This window comes from uncultured Ruegeria sp., assembly GCF_947504215.1.
Taxonomy (GTDB): Bacteria; Pseudomonadota; Alphaproteobacteria; order Rhodobacterales; family Rhodobacteraceae; genus Ruegeria.
This window is the reverse complement of record NZ_CANNGO010000001.1, coordinates 415,475-436,578: the sequence shown is the minus strand read 5'-3', so window position 1 is coordinate 436,578 and position 21,104 is coordinate 415,475. Positions and strand designations below refer to the sequence as shown.

The following is a 21,104-nucleotide window of genomic DNA, read 5'->3' as shown; positions in this document are numbered from 1 at the left end:
GTGCATATTGATCGTGTATTGCTGAATGACCACACGATGTCCGTGTCTCTGCTGAGTTACGGGGCGATTACTCAGGGGTGGTGGATCAACGACACGCCTTTGATCCTGGGCTATGAAGACCCGCGGGATTATCTGACGGATCCCTATTATCTGGGTGCGATTGTCGGGCGGGTTGCCAATCGGATAGGTGGTGCAGACATGCAGCTCGACGGAATCCGGTATCCGTTAAGCGCGAACGAAGGGGCGAATACGCTGCATGGAGGGACAACAGGTCTGTCTCGACAAAATTGGACACTTAGTCAAGCCGCAGAAAACGAGGCTGTGCTGGGCTTCGTATCGCCAGACGGTGACAATGGGTTCCCGGGTGAAGTGCAGTTCGAAGTCAGAGTGTCCCTGAACTACCCTCGCCTCACTTATGCGATTTCCGCGAGACCAGATCGACCGACGCCTATTAGCGTTGCGCAGCACAACTACTACACACTGGGCAGCGCTAGTGGCATCGTTGATACCTGTCTGCAGTTGGCGTCAGATCGATTGCTCGACACCGATGAGCACGGGGTACCTACGGGACAGCTTCGACAAGTGCATGATGTTGGATTGGATTTCACCCTTTCGAAACCGATCGGCAGCGCCTTACGGGCCATAGATCATTTCTTTGTTTTTGATCCCCAAAGGTCACCGCAGAACCCAATTGCCGAGGTCGAGGCAGGCAGTGGCCTCAAGCTCAGCGTGTATTCTGACCAGCCCGGCGCGCAGGTGTATTCTGTGGCGCATCTGTCTGCACCTTTCAATCGGGAGGGCGGGGTCTGTATCGAACCCTCAGGCTATCCCAACGCGATCAACGTTGCTTCGTTTCCGCCAATCATCTACTCGCCAGATAACCCCTATCGCCAGACACTAGACTTAGAAATTTCAGGGATGCGAGCATGAAGCATTGTGTAGTTGCTATGGCGCTGGGCGCTTGCCTGATCTCCACAGGCGCCAACGCGCAAGACCTCGGACCCAGACCAGAGTTTGCCGAGCCCGACTTTGCAAATGTCCAGCTTGGTCAACTATTGTTCTATGACCCGATCCTGTCGGGCAACAAAAACATCAGCTGTGCAACCTGCCATCATCCCGATCTCGGCACCTCGGATGGCCTTTCGCTTGGCATTGGCGAAGGTGGTGTGGGGCTTGGGCCTGATCGCAAGATCGACCCGAACAATCCGCCTGAACAGCGCATTCCCCGTAACTCGCCCGGGCTGTGGAATCTTGGTGCCGCTGAATTCACGACCTTTTTCCATGATGGGCGTCTGGAAGCTGATCCACATCAGCCCAACGGCATCCGTACGCCTTTGGGCACGCATATGAGACCGGGGTTCCAATCTGCCTTGGCCGCGCAGGCGATGTTCCCGGTCTTATCGCCTGATGAGATGGCCGGTCATTACTCGGAAAACGAGGTCAGCAAAGCCGTACGTCTTGGGCTTCTGACTCAGGACGGTGGCGCGTGGGATTTGATAGCCGCACGCGTGGCGGCGATTCCGGAATACAAGCGGCTTTTCGAAGAAGTTATGCCGGGGGAGGAGGTCACCTTCACGGCCATCGCAAACGTTGTTGCCGACTTTATCGCCTTTGAGTGGCGCGCGGACAACAGCCCGTTCGACCGTGCGATGCGCGGGGAAGACACGTTATCAGAACAGGCGCAGGCAGGGATGCAGCTTTTTTACGGCGAGGCGGGCTGCAGCACCTGCCACTCTGGCTGGTTTCAAACCGATCATGCATTCCACGCCATTGCGATGCCGCAGATCGGCCCTGGAAAAGCGGCGAGGTTTGAGAATCATACACGCGACGAAGGGCGAATGCGTGTAACGGGTGACCAGAGGGATGCCTATGCTTTCCGTACGCCGTCATTGAGAAATGTGACACTGACCGCGCCCTACGGCCACTCTGGGGCCTATGCCGCGCTCGAGGACGTGCTGCGGCACCACTTAAACCCGGCGGCGTCCTTGCAGACTTACTTGGTGGACAAAGCCATGTTGCCCGAATTCCCCGGAGCGGAAGATCAAAGCGCAATGCTTGATATGAATAGTGTTGAGGCAATAGGCGATGCCAATGGATTGGCTCCATCAAGCCTAACAGATGCTGAAATCAACGCGATACTGAGCTTTCTCGCCAGCCTCGAAGATCCGGCATTGCGTCTGGGTGTTCCCGAAAGCGTCCCGAGCGGGCTACCGATCGAGAATTGATCAGCGCGTCAATCTGGCCGTCTGGCCGGAGCTGGCGCGTTGCCAATCGCTCGTCTCGCCGTCGGGCCAGATCACTCGGATGTCGATCTGGTTCGCATCGTCGAGGCCAAAGTGATGCAGACCGATACTCCCGCCCGCATGTCCTCCGCCAAGTATGATTTCACGCGTTTGCGACCCAAGGTTGGTTTTCACCTCGATAAAGCCGCCGATGGCCCAGCGGTTGGTGCGGTTCTGGCTTACATCCACCAATAGCCATTTTCCGGGTGCGGACTGGTTCTGGTAGACTTCCATTTCAGCACCGCGGTTCACCACCACCAGATCCAACAGGCCGTCGTTGTTCAGGTCAGTCAATGCCGCCCCGCGGGACTTGGCCATCGACGCAGTGCCGGATTGGGTCGAGGATTCAGTAAACTGGCCATCTGCGCGTTGCAAAAGCATATTGTTGGGGTCGTCCAGCGCGGCATCGGGCATTTGCTCGACGTTTCCTTTGGCGACAAAAATGTCGTCCAGACCATCGTTATTCACATCCCCAAACTGTGCATGCCAACCTGTCGATGGGCGGCCATCGCCCCCCACATGCGGCCTGTGCGCAGTCGTTCCTTTTTCATAGGTGGCATCGCGCCAGGTCGGGCCGGAGGCCTCGCGATCAAAAACTTGAAGCTTCTGATCTCCCATCGATGTCAGGTAGACTTCGGGAAATCCGTCGCCGGTCAGATCCCGAGATGCGATCCCCATTCCCCAGATCGAATAGGGCAGCCAGCCATCATCACTTGAGTACAAACGCGGCTGAGTCTCCATGGCCCAAAGCTGCTCTTGACCGCCGCGCACATAGTAGTGCCGGTCGTTGCTGACACGTAGGTCTGCGCGCCCTGTACGAGCCCAGTCTGAAAACAGAATGGAAAGCGAACAGTAACCGGGTTCTAGGTGCTGCGGCTGTCCGTAATTGTCTTTACTCGGCCGATACAGCAGCGTTGGTCCACAGGTTTCAAATGGGCCATCAGGATCGTGCCGATCCACATAAGTTCCAAAGGCGAGGGTCGGGAGATTCTGACCTTGTTCCCAGGTCGCGGAAAAACCCGTGCTCCAATAGTCGTCGGATTGAAAACCTAGCGCGTCAAAAGGAGCAAACTCGCAATTCGGCGCGCCTCGTAGCAGAACGTCATCACCCACGCGCAAGACAATCAGGTCCATGAATCCATCACTATCAACGTCCAAGGGGTAGGCACCTGTCACGCCGGTCAGGGACAGTTCATCAGGAGTTTCGGCGCGAAAAGAGAGCTTCTCTTGCGAAGTGTTTTTGAACAATTGTGATTGATTTGATCCGCCCGCGACAAACAGTTCGGGTAAAGTGTCTCCGTCACAATCAAAAACAGCCACGCCGCCACCAACGAAATGCTCCCAACCGCCATCGTAGATATGTGCCGGAACATCAACGCGTTCGAACCGGGGGATTTCGGTCTCTGCGTTGGCGACTGTCGCGAGGGTTAGAAAGACAGCAAACTTAGGACGCATTCGCCGCAAGCTCCTTGACCTTGAGAATTGAGACCTGTTCAATCCCATACGCCGCCGCGCCTTTGGACCACATCAGATCGCCCCAGTGATGAATCTTAATCTCAGGCAAGGGGGTATCAACATTTACGACACCATTTTTGATGCGGTTCATGACGTCGTCGGAACAAAGGTGTTCCATGCTCATCTGAGCGCCGGATAAAATGATGCATTCGGGGTCAAATAGATTGATCAGGTTGGACACTCCCAGACCGAACATCTGACCTGCGCGTGCCAGAACCGAGGTCGCGCGCTGATCGCCTGCATTGGCCTGAACATGAATGTCTGAGACGTTAGCCATCTCTGAGCTGTGGCCCGTGACCGTCATTTCGCGCAGCAAGGCGTAGTCCCCGACATAGGCCTCAAGACAGCCACGTTGGCCGCACTGGCACAAGGCGCCATCAAGCTGAACCTTGGCATGCCCAAACTCAGCGCCGCAGCCGCGCTCTCCACGATAGAGCTTGCCATCCAGCACAATACCAAGCCCAACGCCGTGTTCGATCGTTACCACCAGAAAGTTCTTCAGGCCTTTGCCTTGCCCAAACAACTGCTCGGCCTTTGCGACAAGATTGGCGTCGTTTTCAACAAAAGTAGGGCAGGGCAGGCCTTCTGCAAACAGACGGTTGAAATCGACGTTTCGCTCGGTGATCGAGGATGACCAATGCACGAAGTTCCGGTTGGCATCGACCAGCCCTGCAATTCCGATTGAGACGCCTGCCAATTTTTCGATCGACCCGTCGATCTTCCTGCAGGCCTCCTCCAGAGCCAGTCGAACGGTTGCCACAAATCCAACCGGTGTCATCTGGACCTCATGCAGCTTGTGTATATGTGACGTGACCTCATTGCCTTCGAAATCGACTAGCAGGACCGAGATGACATGACGCGCCACTTTCAGGCCCGCCACCAGATGGGATCGCCCATCCAACTGCAGCAGGACCCTCGGTCTGCCGCGTTTCGCGGATTTGGAGGACGTTTCGCCTTCAATCTCTTTGATCAGGCCGGCAGCAATCAGATCGGCGGTTGCTGCGGTGACTGTTGCCGGGCTGGTCTCCAACGCCGAAGCGATATCAGTTCGCGAGATCGATCCGCGCGTTCTGATATGCTCAAGGACCCGAAGGCGGGTCGCGTTTCTTTGATCCAGAGAATTGGGAGAATCTTTGCTTTTCAGCATCTTGTCCTCACGAATCTTGTCATGGCTTCAATCTATTTGGATTTCTGCATTTCGAATAGAGTAAATATTTTACCGACTGAAATAAATATGCTACTCAATACAGGTGAGGGCCACGAATCGAGATGCGATGGCTCAGCAAATGGGAGGAAATCATGAAACGAATTCTCAGCTTCTCGGCTGCGTTTACATTGCTGGCATCTGCGGCGTTTGCAGAACCAGTGGTTGGCGTAAGCTGGTCAAACTTTCAGGAAGAACGCTGGAAAACGGACGAAGCGGCCATCAAGTCTGCGCTTGAAGCCGGTGGCGCCGAATACCTTTCAGCGGACGCACAATCGTCTTCGGCAAAACAGCTTTCCGACATTGAAAGTCTGATCGCGCAAGGCGTGGACGCACTGATTATTCTTGCGCAAGATGCGCAAGCGATCGGTCCGGCCGTGCAGGCGGCCGCCGACGAAGGCATTCCGGTCATCGCCTATGACCGTCTTATCGAAGATGAACGCGCTTTTTATCTGACTTTCGACAACGTTGAAGTCGGACGGATGCAGGCGCGGGCGGTTTTTGGCGCGATGCCCAAGGGTAACTACGTGATGATCAAGGGGTCTCCGACTGACCCGAACGCCGACTTTCTGCGCGGTGGTCAGCAAGAGATTATTGGCGCCGCAGTAGACAGTGGTGACATAGTGATTGTGGGCGAGGCATATACCGACGGCTGGCTCCCGGCGAATGCGCAACGGAACATGGAGCAGATCCTGACCGCGAATGAAAACAACGTGGACGCGGTAGTTGCTTCGAATGACGGAACTGCCGGTGGTGTCGTCGCAGCTCTGACTGCGCAGGGTATGGAGGGTATCCCCGTTTCTGGTCAGGATGGGGACCATGCGGCCCTGAACAGAGTGGCGCTGGGTACGCAAACCGTTTCGGTTTGGAAAGATGCGCGCGAGCTCGGCAAAGCGGCCGGTGAAATCGCGGTCGCTCTCAGCGGTGGAACAAGCCCTGCTGAGGTCGAAGAGGCGGTACGCTGGACATCACCAGGTGGTACCGAGATGAACTCGGTCTTCTTGGCGCCGGTTCCGATCACCAAGGACAACCTGTCCGTTGTTGTCGATGCCGGTTGGATCCCGCTAGAGGACCTATGCCAGGGCGTAGAAAACGGCCCGGCCCCGTGTAGCTAAACTTGTCAGTCCCTGGCCCGCATTCAGGGCCAGGGACCATTGCTGAATATGAAAGATCGGAAATGACCGAAACTTCGTCTCAGCCGATACCTGAAAAAGCAAAGCCAAACCTGTTCCAACAACTGGAACTGGACATGCGGCTTTTGGGAATGATCGGCGCGTTTGTCATCTTGTGCATAGGGTTCAATATCGTTACGGACGGGCGCTTTCTGACCCCTCGCAACCTGTTTAACCTTTCGATCCAGACGGTTTCAGTAGCCATCATGGCCTGCGGAATGGTCTTTATCATCGTCACGCGCCACATCGACCTGTCGGTTGGTGCGTTGCTGGCGACCACATCAGCCGTGATGGCAATGACACAAACCGAGCTGCTACCTAGTATGCTGGGAATGGGGCTTAACAATCCCGCGACATGGGCCATCACGATCGTGGTCGGGTTGTTCGTCGGCACCTTGATCGGGGCTTTTCACGGATGGATGGTAGGCTATCTAACTATACCCGCTTTCATTGTGACCCTAGGCGGATTTCTGGTCTGGCGGAACGTGGCCTGGTATTTGACCAGCGGGCAGACAATTGGCCCATTGGATAGCACGTTCCTGATGTTCGGAGGAACCAACGGAACTTTGGGTTCAACGACAAGCTGGATGTTCGGTCTGTTTGCAGCCGCAATCGCAATCTGGGTTTTGTGGAGCGGGAGGCGCGCCAAGGCTGCGCATGGCTTCCCTGTGAAACCTGTTTGGGCCGAAACCACTCTGGCCGGGATCATTGCGATTGCGATCCTTGGGTATGTCTACATCGTAAACAGCTACGCCATTCCGACACGTAGGCTGCAACGTATGTTTGAGGCCCGTGGAGAAACGATGCCAGAGGGGCTGGTTGTAGGATATGGCATACCGATTTCCGTTCTCATACTAATTATCGTTGCGGTCACTCTGACCATAGTGGCTCGCAAAACCCGTTTCGGTCGCTATATCTTTGCGACCGGCGGCAACCCGGACGCGGCTGAGCTTTCGGGAATCAATACGCGAATGCTAACGGTCAAGATATTTGCGTTGATGGGATTCCTCTGTGCTGTTTCGGCTGTGGTTGCATCGGCTCGGCTGGCCAACCATTCCAATGACATAGGCACTCTGGACGAGTTGAGGGTGATTGCCGCAGCCGTCATAGGCGGTACTGCACTGTCTGGCGGCATCGGGACCATTTATGGCGCGATCCTTGGCGCCTTAATCATGCAAGCACTTCAGTCCGGGATGGCGATGGTTGGCGTTGATGCACCGTTTCAGAACATCGTCGTTGGCAGCGTTCTGGTGCTCGCTGTCTATATAGATATCGTCTACCGCAAACGATTGGGGGCAAAGTGATGCAAGCTCAGGAAACGCAGCAAACGCCTTCGGCATCTGGTCGCGGCTCAGGCGCACCGCCACTGGTCGAAATGCGCGATATCTCGGTGTCTTTCGGTGGAATCAAAGCGGTGGACGGCGTATCGGTCGACCTCTACCCAGGTGAGGTCGTAGGCTTGCTCGGGCATAACGGAGCCGGGAAATCCACTTTGATCAAGGCCTTGTCCGGGGCCTATCAGATGGATCACGGAGAGACCCTGATCGATGGCAAACCGGTTGAGATCAACAACCCCCGCGATGCACGGGCCAACAACATCGAAACGATCTACCAGACTCTCGCCCTTGCAGACAATCTGGATGCAACGTCGAACCTTTTCCTGGGGCGCGAAATGACCACGCCGTTCGGACTGGTCAATGACGCAGCGATGGAGTCCGAGTGCCGCAAGATCATGGCGCAATTGAACCCGAACTTTCAAAAGTTCAACGATCCGGTTTCCGCGTTGTCTGGTGGGCAACGCCAATCCGTCGCGATCGCGCGTGCCGTGTACTTCAACGCCCGTATTTTGATTATGGACGAACCCACCGCGGCTTTGGGTCCGCATGAGACGCAGATGGTGGCAGACCTGATCCACCAACTAAAGGCTCAAGGAATAGGGATATTCCTGATTGATCATGACGTTCACGCGGTGATGGAACTGTGTGATCGCGCATCGGTCATGAAGAACGGAAAACTGGTCGGAACAGTGAACATTGCCGACGTAACCGACGACGACCTGTTGTCGATGATCATTCTTGGCAAACAGCCAGGACAAACAGCTGAATAGGGGGCAGGTGTGACAAGCCGTTTCTTTGAAGGGATCGAAAAGATCCGGTATGAAGGCGTTGACAGCAGCAATCCTATGGCCTTCCGCCATTACAACCCGGACGAGGTTGTCATGGGCAAACGTATGGAAGATCACCTGCGGTTTGCTGTGGCCTGGTGGCACTCCTTTGCGTGGGAAGGCGGCGATCCATTTGGTGGCCCGACTCTTGAACGTCCATGGCATCCGCAGGATGATATGGGTCGCGCCCGTATGAAGGCAGACATTGCCTTTGAGATGTTCGACATTCTGGGGCAGCCATATTTTTGCTGGCACGACGCAGACATCCGGCCCGAACAAGGGAACTTTGCGGACAACCTGAGAACCCTCGAGGAAATCACCGACTATATCGGCGAAAAGATGCGGGCGGTTGGAACCAAACTCCTCTGGGGTACCGCCAATATGTTCAGCCATCGCCGCTGGATGTCAGGTGCCAGCACCAACCCAGACCCCGACGTTTTCGCATTTGCCGCCGCCACTGTGAAATCCTGTATTGACGCTACGCATAAGCTTGGCGGTGAAAACTATGTTCTGTGGGGGGGGCGTGAAGGATACGAGACTTTGCTGAACACCGATTTGAAAGCCGAACTGGATCACATGGGCCGCTTTCTGAATATGGTAGTGGATTACAAGCACAAGATTGGATTCAAAGGCGCCATTCTGGTCGAACCCAAACCGCAGGAACCGTCAAAGCATCAGTATGACTATGATGCGGCGACGTGTATCGGGTTCCTAAGAAAATACGGGCTCGAGGATGAGGTGAAGCTGAACCTCGAGCAGGGGCACGCAATTCTTGCGGGCCACAGTTTTGAACACGAAATCGCCGTAGCCGCAGCAGAGGGAATGCTGGGCTCTATCGATATGAACCGAAACGACTACCAGTCGGGCTGGGACACGGATCAATTCCCGAACAACACCCCCGAAGTCGCTTTGGCCTATTACTACATCCTGAAAGCTGGTGGGTTTTCGACGGGCGGTACAAACTTTGATGCGAAAATCCGTCGGCAATCGATAGATGCTGAAGATCTTGTTGCGGCGCATGTCGGTGGAATGGATGTTTGCGCCAGAGGCCTGAAGGCCGCCGCCGCAATGATTGAGGACGGTGGCCTCGATTCAGCGCTGGCGAATAGATACTCAGGTTGGCAAAGTCCCGAAGCTCAGGTCATGCTGGGGTCCAGCCTAGAAGAAGTTGCTTCTCGTGTTCTGATTGAAGCGATCAAGCCCGAGCCTCGTTCGGGACGGCAAGAATACTTGGAAAACTACGTAAACAGGTTCGTCTGACCAAAACGTACTAAGTTCATGTCCAAACGTCGTCGGTAGAAGCCGACTTGCGCGGAGTTGGAAAGAGTCGTTGTGCGGTGGGCACTATATTGCGTTCACGATCAAGGGATGCGTTAAGGGATTTTGTCAGAAGCACTTTGCTAGAGGCCGCCCGGACTTTCTAAACCTCCGTCCATGAACAAACGACCGCTTCTCAGGTACTTCACAACCAGCCCCACCTTCAAGCTGACATGTTCTGCATTGGTCAGGTTTTGCGGCCTTTAGGCGACAATCGTGCAGCCCCACTGGCCTGGCTGAAACTGGTTCGAATTGCCTGACAGTGCTGCCACTTATGCACGTCTCACTTAAGCTGTGTTTTCTAACCAGGAATAGTGTCGCAATTCACTTTTGTTGGTGTGACCGTCGCAAACATGGGCCGTTCAAGTCGGACACCTTAAGCCAAGATCGATCGGAAAGTCTAAGTGTCGAGATTCGGTGAGATCGTTTTGGGGACTGGCAACCGGCAATCTGCGGGTAAATTCGGAAAGCAGGTCTGATATCCGGGGCTCCACATGCGAGAGTACTAATTTTTAATAATTCCAGAATGTTAAAGAGACCTAAATCACGATGCGGAGGCTCAATTACGCTGTCATTCCGCCATAGCCGTGGTTGGTCACACGTTGACCAGAGCTTCGCCTTCTATCGAGCGAGAGGAATTTCAGCTACAATGAGGTCAATGTGTTCTTTTAATACCTGCAATTTTCTGGAGAACCATATTGTCAAAAAATCCTGATGTCGAAAATCCCGCTTGGCCACCTGGCCCTTACAACAAATATCCCGAAGGCCAATACAAGCGCTGGCTCACGTTTGAAAAACAGTTTCCGCAAACTGGCCGCCCATCGCGACGTGCTTCGCATATCGGTGTTCCATATTCGGCAGTTATTGAAGGAGCGTCCGAGGTTACGGCGGAACTCCTTGGCGAAGTGGCGGCCAACTATTTGCGCCATCTGCAAAAATTTTTGGAAGATTATAATCACGTCGACAAGGGGTTGGATCTTCCAGAGTCGTGGGAACGCGCGCTGTTCCCGTCACGCCCTTCGTTATTTCTGGAAAACTACATTCAATGGCTGCCTGTTTGGCCAGCGGTTGGAAAAAACTATGGGCAAAAGCCAGAGTTCATTGGGTCATGGAACTTATCTCGCGACACCAAAACGCACGAACTCCCCGCTACGATTATTCTCACTGCCGCCGAAGGACAGCAGAACGAAAACAGGCTCGACGTTTTTTCCTACAATGTGGGTCTTCGTATACCGATGGCGGTTGAGCGCTCCCCTGACGGTCTGAAAGTAACCATACGTACAATGACGGCAGAACTGCCACTGCCGGGATACACAAGCTTTTCGGAACAGTTCTTTTTGTTGAAAGAGGACAATCGCGAAATCTATTCGAGAGTAGTCCATGGTTTCACCAGCGCCGCAAAGCTGGGGCGGTTCGACGCGGACATTGCATCCTCGTCAGGGACAAGCGCGGAGACTGTTGTTGTCGAAGAAATCTGGCCCCGCATCGTGTCAGAGGAATCCTTGATCCGGGAGGGTCCTTTGTTTTCATTGCGATCAAAGGCTCGGGCAAGCAAACCCAGGGCAGGCACCTCTTTGGGTTTTCAGGTGCAATCAGAAATCTCTGGCGTCGACACAACGGGTCCCGATCTCAAGTTGATCATTAGCGGCACAACAAAACACGAGTTGGTAACGCATGCCGTGCACAATGCCAGTGTTTTTGTACAAACACCGTCGGGTTGGTATGACGCAAGTGATCCGCCGGCGCAGTACGACTGGACACTGCGACGCCCGCCGCGTGATGACGCAATGCTGGTAGAGTATTTCGTTGATCGCCCAGTGCCTGCTAAACTGGAAGGTGATGGGTTTGAAATTCGCCTATGTCCGAAACTTGTCCCCGAGGACAGGCCCGCAGCTTCAAACGGAGAAACCGTCAAAACGATACCGTCAGCCAAATTGGGTGACATCCCACCTCGCAGTAACGAATTTGCGGCACTCAACGCCTACTGCAACGCCGCTGATTTCTTTCGCATGTTGTCTGCCTTTGGCATTGTTCCAGACAGTTTCGTTATTCATGCACAAAAGGATATCGGGATATTCTATCGAGCAGGCATTACGCCCGGACCAGGAGGCGGCGGTCGTACGATAAACGCTCAAGTCAAATATGATCCGCCGCAACAGCCTGAAATTGGGGCAGAGAAACCAGCAATCGAGATGAATCTGGCGTTGGCCAACCTGAACCGTTGGGACAGGCCGGTACAGCCTGATGGCCGCCGAAAATGGGCAGAACCACTTGGTATAGCGTCAAGCGGACGTTGGATGCTCCACGAGTTTTCACATTACCTGTTGGCCGCTCGAATAGGGCAACTGGAATTTGATTTTTGCCACAGCCCAGGCGATGGCATGGCTGCGGTCGCTTTCGATCCTATCTCTCGCCTTGCCGATACACGCGACGGCGTTGCAAGTTCGTTTCGTGGCGTGACTTATCCCTTTGTGTTTTCGACACGCCGCCATGATCGAACACCGCTGTTGGGGTGGGCATGGTATGGGACCTTAAATCGTTCCGTGCTAGAGACGGAGCCTTCAGTAGGATTTCGGTTTAAGTCTTATTTGACAGAGCAAATCTTGTCATCGACGCTGTTTCGCCTGTATCGCGCCTTGGGCGGCGACACCTATGTAATGGGGAACCCAGAGCAGGGGACGGACCAGAAGGTGCGTGAACGCGCCTCGTTCGTAACGTTGTACCTGCTGGTTCGGGCGATTGATGGATTTGCTCAATCGCCGTCGATGGCGGAATTCCTCCAAACAGGTATGCAAGAATCTGATGTGGGAACGCTGTCACCGTTGCCAATCGTCGACTACCGCTTTGGCGGCATTCAGCCTGTGGAATGGCACGGCGGGTTGGCAAATAAGGTTGTGCGCTGGTCGTTTGAAGCACAAGGCATGTTTCCGCCCGATCCTGCCAAACCACATAATGGTATAGGCGTGCCACCCGAGGTGGACATCTATGTCGCCGATAGGCGTCCCGAAACGGAAGACACCTCTGTTGGACCGGTTGAATACGGGCCAGGCAGCTATCGTCCGGTTTCGTTGGATTGGGGCGTCGATCCGTTGTGGTTGATGACCAATGCTGTGGTTTTTGGCAATCGCGGCAGTGTGGCTGCCGAAAACGTCGAGCTGAGGATTTGGATTGGCAAGCTGAGCGGCGATCCGTCAACACCAGGTTGGGATGAGGATCCGAGTAGCTTGAAATGGGAAGATCGGGTGTTTTCGCTGCCACTGGGAGACATCGCTTCCGGAGTATCAACTCAAACGGACGCTGGCGACTTGGACCAAGAAGTGCAAGATGCGATGGCCACAAACAACGCGGTATTGTTGTTCGAAATCAGCTGCGCAGATGATCATGCCAACACCGACCCTGCGAAAGCACTTCCGGTCGCGCTTGAGGTGGAGGCGGGTGACGTCACACCCAACTTGCCAGGGACGCCCCGAGCGCTGACCGATCTGGTGGCCACGGACAACAATCTAGGTCTGTGGCGCGGCTAGGGCCCGGGCGCTGGAACGACCTGAACATCGGCATCGGCCCAACCAGCTGGCCACTCGCTTTTTGCGTGCGACAGGATCGTGTGAACCGTCGGACAGATGATGTCATTCGCCATGATGTCCGACCAGATATTAGACGCAAGGTGGCGCGAGGCAGACGAGTCAGTGGGATAGTGCACGCCGATGCGTTCGCGGTTGACCGCAATTCTGTTCGCAATTTGAAGCAACGGAGAGTGAATGTCATTTACCGCTTGCATCATGTAGCTAAGATCTGGCTTGCCAAGCAGATCTCCATTGCCCGGATTAGGGCCGACCTGCACACCGTAGCGGAATGCAATTCCCGGGATCTCAAGCAAAAGTAATGAGATGAAGTATGCCAGGAAAGAGTGTCCGCTGGGGAATGCCGGATGCGCTGGCGGCCCAAACGGAACTGTCAGGCCAGGCATCAATATAGATGGGCGCACACGTTTATAGTAAGCTTTGTAGGACATATAGGCGACGTTCCCGACCGCCAGTCCAAGATCGATCAGTTTGAGGGTATAGGGGTGATCGAAAGAGTTCGCGCCAAGGAAATGTATCAGATAGGCGGGCAGACCATCAGCCTGCACATCGCATTCCACGAGGTAGCTCGCGCGATCATCCTCCATGTAGTATTTAAGCGTTTCAAGTTCGACTTGAATGGCTGCAAAAGCGGCTTCGGACTTTGCTTTTTTCTCTGCATTCGTATCGCCGCTATTCAAGACGTAACGCCAGGCCAGATCAGCGCTTGTTACCCATGTCTCAGCGCCAGGGCCTTCTCCGCCTCCAGCCTGATCATTGAAGAAGTCAGGATGCCATTTTTCCCATTGCCCGGCGAATTCAAGCGCTGCAAGTGTGGCTGGTTCAGACCGGTCCGCCGCGCGAAGCCATTCATTCAGGTGGTCATCAAAGGGTAGCGTCCAGAACCGTAGCGCAGGATCCCAGTCCTCGGTGGTCCAGGCCAGAACGGGTGCCTTGCCCTCGTCCTGATAGGGGCTAATCATGAAATCCAGCGGGAAGGGCGGGACGCCCGCGTTATCGGGCGTGAAGTTCAGCGACCAGGGCAGCAATGCCAGCTCAATTGGCGTGGCGTAGTAGCTTCTTACAAAGCCTATGCCGCCATCTGCTCCGACGGGTATTGCCCCTTCGCCATTCCCCAGTCCCAAGCCAAGCCCATTACCCAAGCCAAGCCCATTACCCAAGCCAAGCCCGAGCCCGTTACCTAAACCAAGCCCGTTGCCCAATCCCAAACCATTGCCGAGACCAAGCCCATTGCCCAGTCCTAGACCATTGCCGAGACCCAGTCCGTTACCAAGTCCAAGGCCAAGCCCAAGTCCCAGACCTTGAGACGAGCCCAAACCCAGGCCCAGCCCTTGGCTGGCCCCAAGGCCGTTTGCAGCACCTGAACGCGAACCACTAGATGTCATGATCAGTAACCCCCTCTGTCGGCTTTTCGGCATGTCAGCCGATAAATTGTTAAATCAAACCCCTTCTTAGAAACGATAGCTTGTATTGAGTCGCACCAATTAGCAGCCTTCTCGAACATGGGCCGGTGGTAATCCGGCTGCTATCAAACCGTGTTCCAATTGCTCCAATGCGGCCGGTGCTTGTATGGGATACCATGCCACAAAATCCCGAACCGAGAAACCAGGATCCTGTTCTATAAGTTTCTGAGCGACCTCTCGCGCTTCGACCAGGTTCCCGTTGTTTCCCAACGAGGCGGCGAGTAAGCGCAATCCAGCCACAAAATTTGGTTTTCTTCTATTGGCCCGCTTGAGCTGCGTAATCGCCTGTTCGTAGTCTCCGGCAACAAACTCAATTAGGCCTGCTGCCGTCTGATAGAAAAAGTTCAGGGGATCGTAGGGTGTCAGCCGCCAGACATTCAACAATCGATCCCGCGCTTCTTCGCAATTTCCCAAATACGCAAGATTTGTAGCGCTGAGACCCCAGGCAACAGGCAAGTTCTCGTTCAACTGCAACGCCTCATCCAGCAATTCCACGGCGTCTTTTGGGGATTGTTCATGGAGGCCAAGTATGTGTGCACGAACCGCAAGATTAAGCGCATCCTCCGGATCAAGGTTGAGCGCCTGGCGGGCGCATTGGATGGCTAGGTTCCGATCGTCGGCAATGTTCTTGGACGCACCTTCTGCCATGATAAAGTTAAGGCACCAGGCTAGATAAGCATGCGCCTGGGCATATCCGGGATCAAGCTGCACTGCCTGCGATAGATAATCTCGGGCACGCAAATAGCTTTCGCCGTTCGCCAGATAGAGCTCTGACAATGCACGAAGTACACAGTCATACGCATCGAGGTTTTCTGTAGCGCGCGTGCCCAGATTAGACGTTTCTGCGTTGAGCACCTTGGGTTCCAGCGTCGCGACAATGCTGGACACGATTTGATCCTGGAACGAAAAAATATCTTCGGAAACGCCGTCAAATCGTTCGCGCCAAATGGCGCGGTCGCGGTCAACGTCAACCAGTTCGGTGTTGATGCGCAATACCGCGCCCTGTCGACGAATTGAGCCGTTGAGTAGATATTTCACTCCGAGTGCCGATGCGATTTCTTTGGAGTTTTTATCACCTTTGGAAAACTGTAGGGTAGAATTGCGAGCGACAACAAACATGGCACGGCTGCGTGACACACCGGTGATTATATCCTCGGTAATGCCTTCGCCAAAATAACGTTGGTTATCATCGCCGGACACTTCAAACGGGAGAACAGCCAGAGTAGGCCTAGTTGACCAATTCGCATGCGGGCGCACCAAGCCGCGTTTGTCGGCCTGTTCTTCCACCGCGTAGACACGAATAGGAAAGTCGATGTTCTTCAGTTGAGGCGCGCCGAGCCCACGGAAAGTCAGGCCGGGTTGGGTTCGGATAATATCGCGCACCGATTGCGTAACCACAACCGAACCCGGTGCCGCCAATTGGTGAATTCGTGACGTGACAACAACCCCGTCTGACTGGATTGTTTCACCGTCATCCAATACATCGTCGACATTGATGCTTATACGCAACCGCATACCAGCGTGGGATTTGCGTTTGCCCCGCATTGAGCGTTGAACATCAAGCGCCCAGTTGATTGCGGTGCGCACACTTGGGAATTCAATCAGCGCCGCGTCTCCAGCTTCGTTGATAACGCGGCCGGAGGCGGTTGCCACGGTAGGGTAAATGACTTGTTGGCGAAGCGTCGTCCACGCGTGCACAGTCCCCTCCAAATCTTCGCGAATGCGACGCGAGTAGTTGGCCACATCGGCAAAGGCAATAACGGCAATTCGCAATCTGAGTTCGTTGTCTTTAGACCCTACCATTCAAAAAATAACCTTTTGAGACTTCCGGTTTACCATAACTGCGCGCTCAGACTAGCATAGTGGCTGAGTCCCAACCATGTTGGGGTTTTTGCCCGTGCTGGAGGCGTGAACGATAAGGCGGCATTGAAGTTAATAAATAAATATAAAATTAAGGCTGTACCAAAGCAGCCTTGATTGACAGAATCAAGTCGTCCGCCACTTTTCAATGAGAAATCTGAGCTGCGGTTCTGCTCAGAAACAGTCCCAGAGCGCGCCAAACTCCGAGTATTTCTGAACAGATGAGGGTGTTCCCGTCGGAAAACAGTGGGCTTCTAGAAGCAACTCATGACCATTCAAAACGGGCACGAAATCGTATTTTGAAACTCAATTCACCCAACTTCTTGGAATACATTGCTTAGTATCGGCAAGGGCGAAGAGATTCAGTACTTGATCGGAACAAGCCCGGCCTGAAACCAGGTTACGAATGTCACAATGGAAAACACCGGCAACCCCGTTGCGTGTTGAATATCTGCAGCATAGGGGCACATATTTGTGCATTCCAAAACTATCGCGCCAAGGTCTGGATTGTCTGATTTCAGGGCCAGCGCAGCGTCGACATTGTCAGCGCGCGCCTTGTCCACGTCTAGTGCGAATTCGTTGCCTAGGATCGCACGGGTGAATTCGTATCCGCCTTCGGTTGACCCAATTGGTGTGTTGTCGGGGACCCGAGCGATTTGGAGATGATCCTTGGTCAGCGCACTGGCTGAAATGGTAAGAATTCCGGCGCGTTTTCCGGCTGGAAGGACGCGGTTCACCGTTTCAACCTGCATAAGCGATGACGTGGCAACAGGCACAGGCACTGCCTCGGCCAGCTCGTTCTGGAACAGAGACAGGAAGCCGCAATTGGTGGTGATACCGTCCACGCCATCCTTGACCAGATCCTGAGCCGCTTCGATGAAAGCGTCCAGCATGCCTTCGGCCCGGTGACGGACCACCAAATCGGGCGAGGCATCTCGAACGATACGATACAGCACCGGAAACGGCCATGTCAGCGCATTGCCCATGTCCCCGGGAATGCGTGGAAACTGGGCGTCGAGCATAAGAATGCCAACAGACGCTCCATAGATCGATTTGCCACCTTTTGCGATCATATCCTATGCTTCCTCGATGATACGGCCCGAGATGTCGTCGGACCCTTCCATGTAGATGCTAGAGATACCGTACCGCACGGCCTCCTGTACTTGATCCATTCGCTTGGTGATATGCGCCCCCAAGACGTGTGCGGCTTCTTCAGCATTGCGGTCCAGAAGGGCCTGCATCACCCGCTTATGTTCGTCCTTCGAACGCTGGACCCTATCAAGGCTCATCGAGATCCAGCGGATATAGCGGATGCGTTCGTTGATCCGCGTCAGGGTCTGCAATAGCTCGGCATTGCCAGACAACCGGGCGATCCCAAGGTGAAATGCTTCGTCCCGGCTGACGGCCTCTTGAACCGTCAGGCCTGTGATGTCGATACCGGTCGCATAAAGCTCATCTCTCAGGTCCGTCAGTTGATCATCGGTGGCTTTCAAGCAGGCTGCGCGAACAGCGGCCGTTTCGATGATTTCGCGCAGCTCGAATAGATCGAAAACGGTTTGGGCATTCAACGGGCGGCAGAAAAAACCCTGTCCGGGGCGAAAGTCGAACAGTCGCTCCGCAACCAATCGGTTCAGCGCTTCACGCAGCGGCGTTCTGCTAACGCCCAGTTCTTTTGATAAGGCAACTTCGTTTAGGCGATCACCTGGTCGCAGACGAAATGAAACCGCCATCGCCTTTACCTGATCATAGATATCATCAACTCGTGGACCTGCCATAGAACCCGCCTGTTTCAGTCAAAGTACAGGTGCCACAGCTCAAGCTTGAAATCAATATACAAAACTGTATACAGATCTGCGTGCAATTATTGCAAAGGGAATCGCAGGCTATGACGGGGACCAACTATCTGACGGGTGCTGAGGCTTTGGTGCGCATGCTGGAAGCGCACGGCGTGGAACATATGTTTGGTCTTTGCGGTGATACGACATTGCCGTTCTATGATGCGCTGGCACAGATTGATCATGGAATTCAACACATTCTGACCCGGGATGAACGCCATGCTGCCTATATGGCAGATGGATATGCCCGCGTTACCGGCAAGCCAGGCGTTTGCGAAGGGCCGTCAGGAGGTGGGGCGACTTATATCCTTCCGGGGGTTATCGAAGCCAATGAAAGCTCGGTGCCAATTCTTGCGATTACCTCTGATGTGGCGACAACCAGCCGCGGGAAATACCCTTTGACCGAACTTGACCAGGCCGCGCTATTCAAGCCGCTGGCAAAGTGGAATGCGTCATTGGACGATGCCGCGCGTCTGCCTGCGATGGTGCGGACTGCATTTCGGGCGATGACAACCGGAACACCTGGCGCGACACATTTGGCTTTGCCGTTTGACACACAGAAAGCCCCAGTGGACGAGGCCGATATCTGGGCAGATGCGCGCCATCGCAGCTACCCAGCCGAGCGTGCGGGGCCTGACCCAGACGCTGTTGAGGCGGCAGCTGATATCCTGGCGCGGGCCAAATCTGCGGTCGCGATATGCGGCGGCGGGCCGGTTCTGTCCGGTGCGGAGGACGCACTGCGCCGTGTTGCGAGCCTGTTAGACATGCCTGTTGCCACGACGGTGTCGGGGCAGGGGTCAATTGCCGAAACCGATCCACTGGCCTTGGGCGTCGTTGGATCAAACGGTGGCGTGGCCGCAACCCGCGAAGTTGTTGATCAAGCCGATGTCGTGTTGTTCATCGGCTGCCGCGCCGGATCTGTCACCACCGAGCGTTGGAGAAGCCCGGGGCGGGGCGCCACAATCATTCATATAGATAGCGATCCGATGGTGATCGGGGCGAATTATCAGACCGAGGTTGCGATCTGCGCCGACGCACGACTGGCGTTGGAGGCTTTGGCACGCGCTTTGGAAGTGCGCAAGGATCTGTCCGGTTTGGGCGGAGCAGCCAAAGCCTCTGCTGCGTGGAAGGCCAAGATGGCGGCTTTTGCCCCACTCGCAGCCAGTCGGGATACACCCATCCGGCCCGAACGCGTAATGGCGGATCTAATGGAAGTATTGGATGATGATGCGATTGTCGTCGCCGATCCCGGAACACCGTGCCCTTACTTCAGTGCGCATTATCGCTGGCAGAGGCCGGGGAGGCATTTCATCACCAATCGCGCGCATGGCGCGCTAGGCTATTCGTTGGGGGCTGCGATGGGCGCGCATGTCGGACGGCCTTCGGTCAAAACGTTGGCGGTGATGGGTGATGGATCCTTTGGCTTCGCCTGCGGTGAGTTTGAAACGATGGTGCGGCACAACATGCCAATCACCTCGATCGTCTTCTCAAACTCGGTGTTTGGCTGGATCAAGGCCGGTCAGAATGCCGGCTTTGGTCAGCGCTATTACAACGTTGATTTCAATCGAACCGATCATGCGGCAGTTGCATCGGCCTTTGGTGTCAAATCCTGGACGGTGAAAGACCCCGAAGACTTACGCGGTGTTCTGAAGCAGGCGCTGGAACATGACGGGCCGACACTGGTCGACATCCATTCTCAACCGCTTCACGAAGCGGCGGCGCCGGTTTCGGAATGGGTAGCATAAGACTCGATTGACGGGACCAACTGTGCCAGAAATTCCTGAGCGATGGCGGACAACGGGCGTCCTTTTGCCGTGATTATCGCCAGATCCAGCATCACGGCCGGTCGGAACGGTCGGGTTTGATACCCGCTTTCGCCGTCGAACGCGACGGTAAATGGATCAATCATCGCGACACCCATGCCTTGCTTGACAAAGCTCAGGAGGTTTTCGGACAGATGCGTGTGTATCTGTGTCCGCCACGTGCGCCCTGCCGTCGTAAAGATGTCGCGTGTTTTGAGGTGGGTCTGATGTTCGGGACCCATGACGATAAAGGGCTCGTCCTCGAGTGTTTCAGGGGTCAGGATATCATAGGCGGCCAAGGGACTGTCTTCCGGAAAGGTCGCAAGGGTTTCGAATTGAAAAACCTGATAGTTCAGGGTGTCGTGAAGAACAGGCATTTCGATTATGCCGATCTCGAACAGACCAGAGGTCACCCATTCCTGAATTTTCGAGGAATACTGAGATTGGAAACTGACGGACAGGTTCGGCCGTGATTTGGCAAAGCGGGCAATCTCTCGCGGCATGAAACCGAAGGACAGAAGATGTGGTGAGGCGACCTGCAACTGTCCGGGGTGTTTGTTCTGCAAGTCTGACACGGCTTGTGCCACATGATCGAGACCCCGAACGACCGTATCTACTTCCCGGTATAATAGTTCTGCCTCGGGGGTCGGCAATAGACGCCCCTTGTTCCGCTCAAACAAGGGCAGGCGGGCTTCGCGTTCCAGCTGTGCAAGCAGGTTGCTGATGCCCGGCTGCGAGATGCCCAGCACAGACGCCGCACCGGTCACGGTTCCGGTTTCCATGATCGCGTGAAAAGCCTGCAGCTGCCGAAACCTTAGAGACACTGTTTATCCCATCACTTTTTCTGATGAAGTATCAAAAATATAGTATTTGAAATGATATGGACGTCAAGGCAGGCTGCTTTCTACC

The 21,104-nt window shown here is 54.8% G+C and carries 15 protein-coding genes; 8 read left to right on the top strand and 7 right to left on the bottom strand.

The genetic code is table 11. The features are described 5' to 3' along the window. Entirely contained in the window at window positions 1–930 is a 930-nt protein-coding gene (locus Q1B21_RS02105; RefSeq protein WP_299885314.1) for an aldose epimerase family protein, read from the top strand. Continuing rightward, window positions 927–2,225, top strand: a complete 1,299-nt coding sequence (locus tag Q1B21_RS02100; RefSeq protein ID WP_299885311.1) for a cytochrome c peroxidase — start codon at window positions 927–929, stop codon at window positions 2,223–2,225. The genes Q1B21_RS02105 and Q1B21_RS02100 overlap by 4 nt, the downstream gene beginning before the upstream one ends. On the opposite strand, the gene Q1B21_RS02095 is transcribed toward Q1B21_RS02100, so the two are convergent. Both Q1B21_RS02095 and Q1B21_RS02090 read right to left on the bottom strand, forming a co-directional pair. After that, entirely contained in the window at window positions 2,226–3,737 is a 1,512-nt protein-coding gene (locus Q1B21_RS02095) for a CRTAC1 family protein (RefSeq protein ID WP_299885309.1), read from the bottom strand. After that, a complete protein-coding gene (locus Q1B21_RS02090) occupies window positions 3,727–4,944 on the bottom strand; it encodes an ROK family transcriptional regulator (RefSeq protein WP_299885306.1) in 1,218 nt (405 codons plus the stop codon). Before Q1B21_RS02090 ends, Q1B21_RS02095 begins: the two co-directional genes overlap by 11 nt. 152 nt (window positions 4,945–5,096) lie before the next feature. Between Q1B21_RS02090 and xylF the strand changes: the two genes are divergently transcribed. The 5 genes from xylF (at window position 5,097) to Q1B21_RS02065 (ending at window position 13,178) form a co-directional block, all read left to right on the top strand. Then, entirely contained in the window at window positions 5,097–6,116 is a 1,020-nt protein-coding gene (gene xylF / locus Q1B21_RS02085) for a D-xylose ABC transporter substrate-binding protein (RefSeq protein WP_298932848.1), read from the top strand. A gap of 62 nt (window positions 6,117–6,178) precedes the next feature. Beyond that, a complete protein-coding gene (locus tag Q1B21_RS02080; protein WP_299885303.1) occupies window positions 6,179–7,477 on the top strand; it encodes a sugar ABC transporter permease in 1,299 nt (432 codons plus the stop codon). Beyond that, window positions 7,477–8,280 (top strand): ATP-binding cassette domain-containing protein, encoded by an 804-nt coding sequence (locus Q1B21_RS02075; protein WP_298932844.1) that lies wholly within the window; start codon window positions 7,477–7,479, stop codon window positions 8,278–8,280. The genes Q1B21_RS02080 and Q1B21_RS02075 overlap by 1 nt, the downstream gene beginning before the upstream one ends. 9 nt (window positions 8,281–8,289) lie before the next feature. Further along, window positions 8,290–9,597, top strand: coding sequence for a xylose isomerase (gene xylA, locus Q1B21_RS02070; RefSeq protein WP_299885299.1), 1,308 nt, complete (start codon window positions 8,290–8,292; stop codon window positions 9,595–9,597). Window positions 9,598–10,352: 755 nt separating this feature from the next. Beyond that, entirely contained in the window at window positions 10,353–13,178 is a 2,826-nt protein-coding gene (locus Q1B21_RS02065) for a hypothetical protein (RefSeq protein ID WP_299885296.1), read from the top strand. Here the strand turns inward: Q1B21_RS02065 and Q1B21_RS02060 are convergent. The 4 genes from Q1B21_RS02060 to Q1B21_RS02045 form a co-directional block, all read right to left on the bottom strand. Next, window positions 13,175–14,620 (bottom strand): phosphatidic acid phosphatase, encoded by a 1,446-nt coding sequence (locus Q1B21_RS02060; protein WP_299885293.1) that lies wholly within the window; start codon window positions 14,618–14,620, stop codon window positions 13,175–13,177. The two genes, Q1B21_RS02065 and Q1B21_RS02060, sit on opposite strands and share 4 nt — an antisense overlap. 99 nt (window positions 14,621–14,719) lie before the next feature. Then, window positions 14,720–16,501, bottom strand: coding sequence for a tetratricopeptide repeat protein (locus Q1B21_RS02055; protein ID WP_298932836.1), 1,782 nt, complete (start codon window positions 16,499–16,501; stop codon window positions 14,720–14,722). 419 nt (window positions 16,502–16,920) lie between these two features. Next, window positions 16,921–17,631: an aspartate/glutamate racemase family protein gene (locus Q1B21_RS02050; protein ID WP_299885290.1), complete on the bottom strand. Its 711-nt coding sequence runs from the start codon at window positions 17,629–17,631 to the stop codon at window positions 16,921–16,923. A gap of 3 nt (window positions 17,632–17,634) precedes the next feature. Then, window positions 17,635–18,333, bottom strand: coding sequence for a GntR family transcriptional regulator (locus tag Q1B21_RS02045; RefSeq protein ID WP_299885287.1), 699 nt, complete (start codon window positions 18,331–18,333; stop codon window positions 17,635–17,637). A gap of 110 nt (window positions 18,334–18,443) precedes the next feature. On the opposite strand from Q1B21_RS02045, the gene Q1B21_RS02040 reads away from it, so the two are divergent. Further along, window positions 18,444–20,138 (top strand): thiamine pyrophosphate-binding protein, encoded by a 1,695-nt coding sequence (locus Q1B21_RS02040; protein WP_299885284.1) that lies wholly within the window; start codon window positions 18,444–18,446, stop codon window positions 20,136–20,138. Here the strand turns inward: Q1B21_RS02040 and Q1B21_RS02035 are convergent. Then, window positions 20,099–21,019, bottom strand: a complete 921-nt coding sequence (locus Q1B21_RS02035; RefSeq protein WP_299885281.1) for a LysR family transcriptional regulator — start codon at window positions 21,017–21,019, stop codon at window positions 20,099–20,101. The two genes, Q1B21_RS02040 and Q1B21_RS02035, sit on opposite strands and share 40 nt — an antisense overlap. Window positions 21,020–21,104: the final 85 nt, after the last annotated feature.

Bases quoted from the DNA above. Each gene is read 5' to 3' on its own strand.
- xylF (WP_298932848.1), top strand. From the start codon at position 5,097: ATGAAACGAATTCTCAGCTTCTCGGCTGCGTTTACATTGCTGGCATCT.
- Q1B21_RS02075 (WP_298932844.1), top strand. From the start codon at position 7,477: ATGCAAGCTCAGGAAACGCAGCAAACGCCTTCGGCATCTGGTCGCGGC.
- Q1B21_RS02090 (WP_299885306.1), bottom strand. From the start codon at position 4,944: ATGCTGAAAAGCAAAGATTCTCCCAATTCTCTGGATCAAAGAAACGCG.
- Q1B21_RS02100 (WP_299885311.1), top strand. From the start codon at position 927: ATGAAGCATTGTGTAGTTGCTATGGCGCTGGGCGCTTGCCTGATCTCC.
- Q1B21_RS02095 (WP_299885309.1), bottom strand. From the start codon at position 3,737: ATGCGTCCTAAGTTTGCTGTCTTTCTAACCCTCGCGACAGTCGCCAAC.
- Q1B21_RS02060 (WP_299885293.1), bottom strand. From the start codon at position 14,620: ATGACATCTAGTGGTTCGCGTTCAGGTGCTGCAAACGGCCTTGGGGCC.
- Q1B21_RS02040 (WP_299885284.1), top strand. From the start codon at position 18,444: ATGACGGGGACCAACTATCTGACGGGTGCTGAGGCTTTGGTGCGCATG.
- Q1B21_RS02045 (WP_299885287.1), bottom strand. From the start codon at position 18,333: ATGGCAGGTCCACGAGTTGATGATATCTATGATCAGGTAAAGGCGATG.
- Q1B21_RS02055 (WP_298932836.1), bottom strand. From the start codon at position 16,501: ATGGTAGGGTCTAAAGACAACGAACTCAGATTGCGAATTGCCGTTATT.
- Q1B21_RS02050 (WP_299885290.1), bottom strand. From the start codon at position 17,631: ATGATCGCAAAAGGTGGCAAATCGATCTATGGAGCGTCTGTTGGCATT.
- Q1B21_RS02080 (WP_299885303.1), top strand. From the start codon at position 6,179: ATGACCGAAACTTCGTCTCAGCCGATACCTGAAAAAGCAAAGCCAAAC.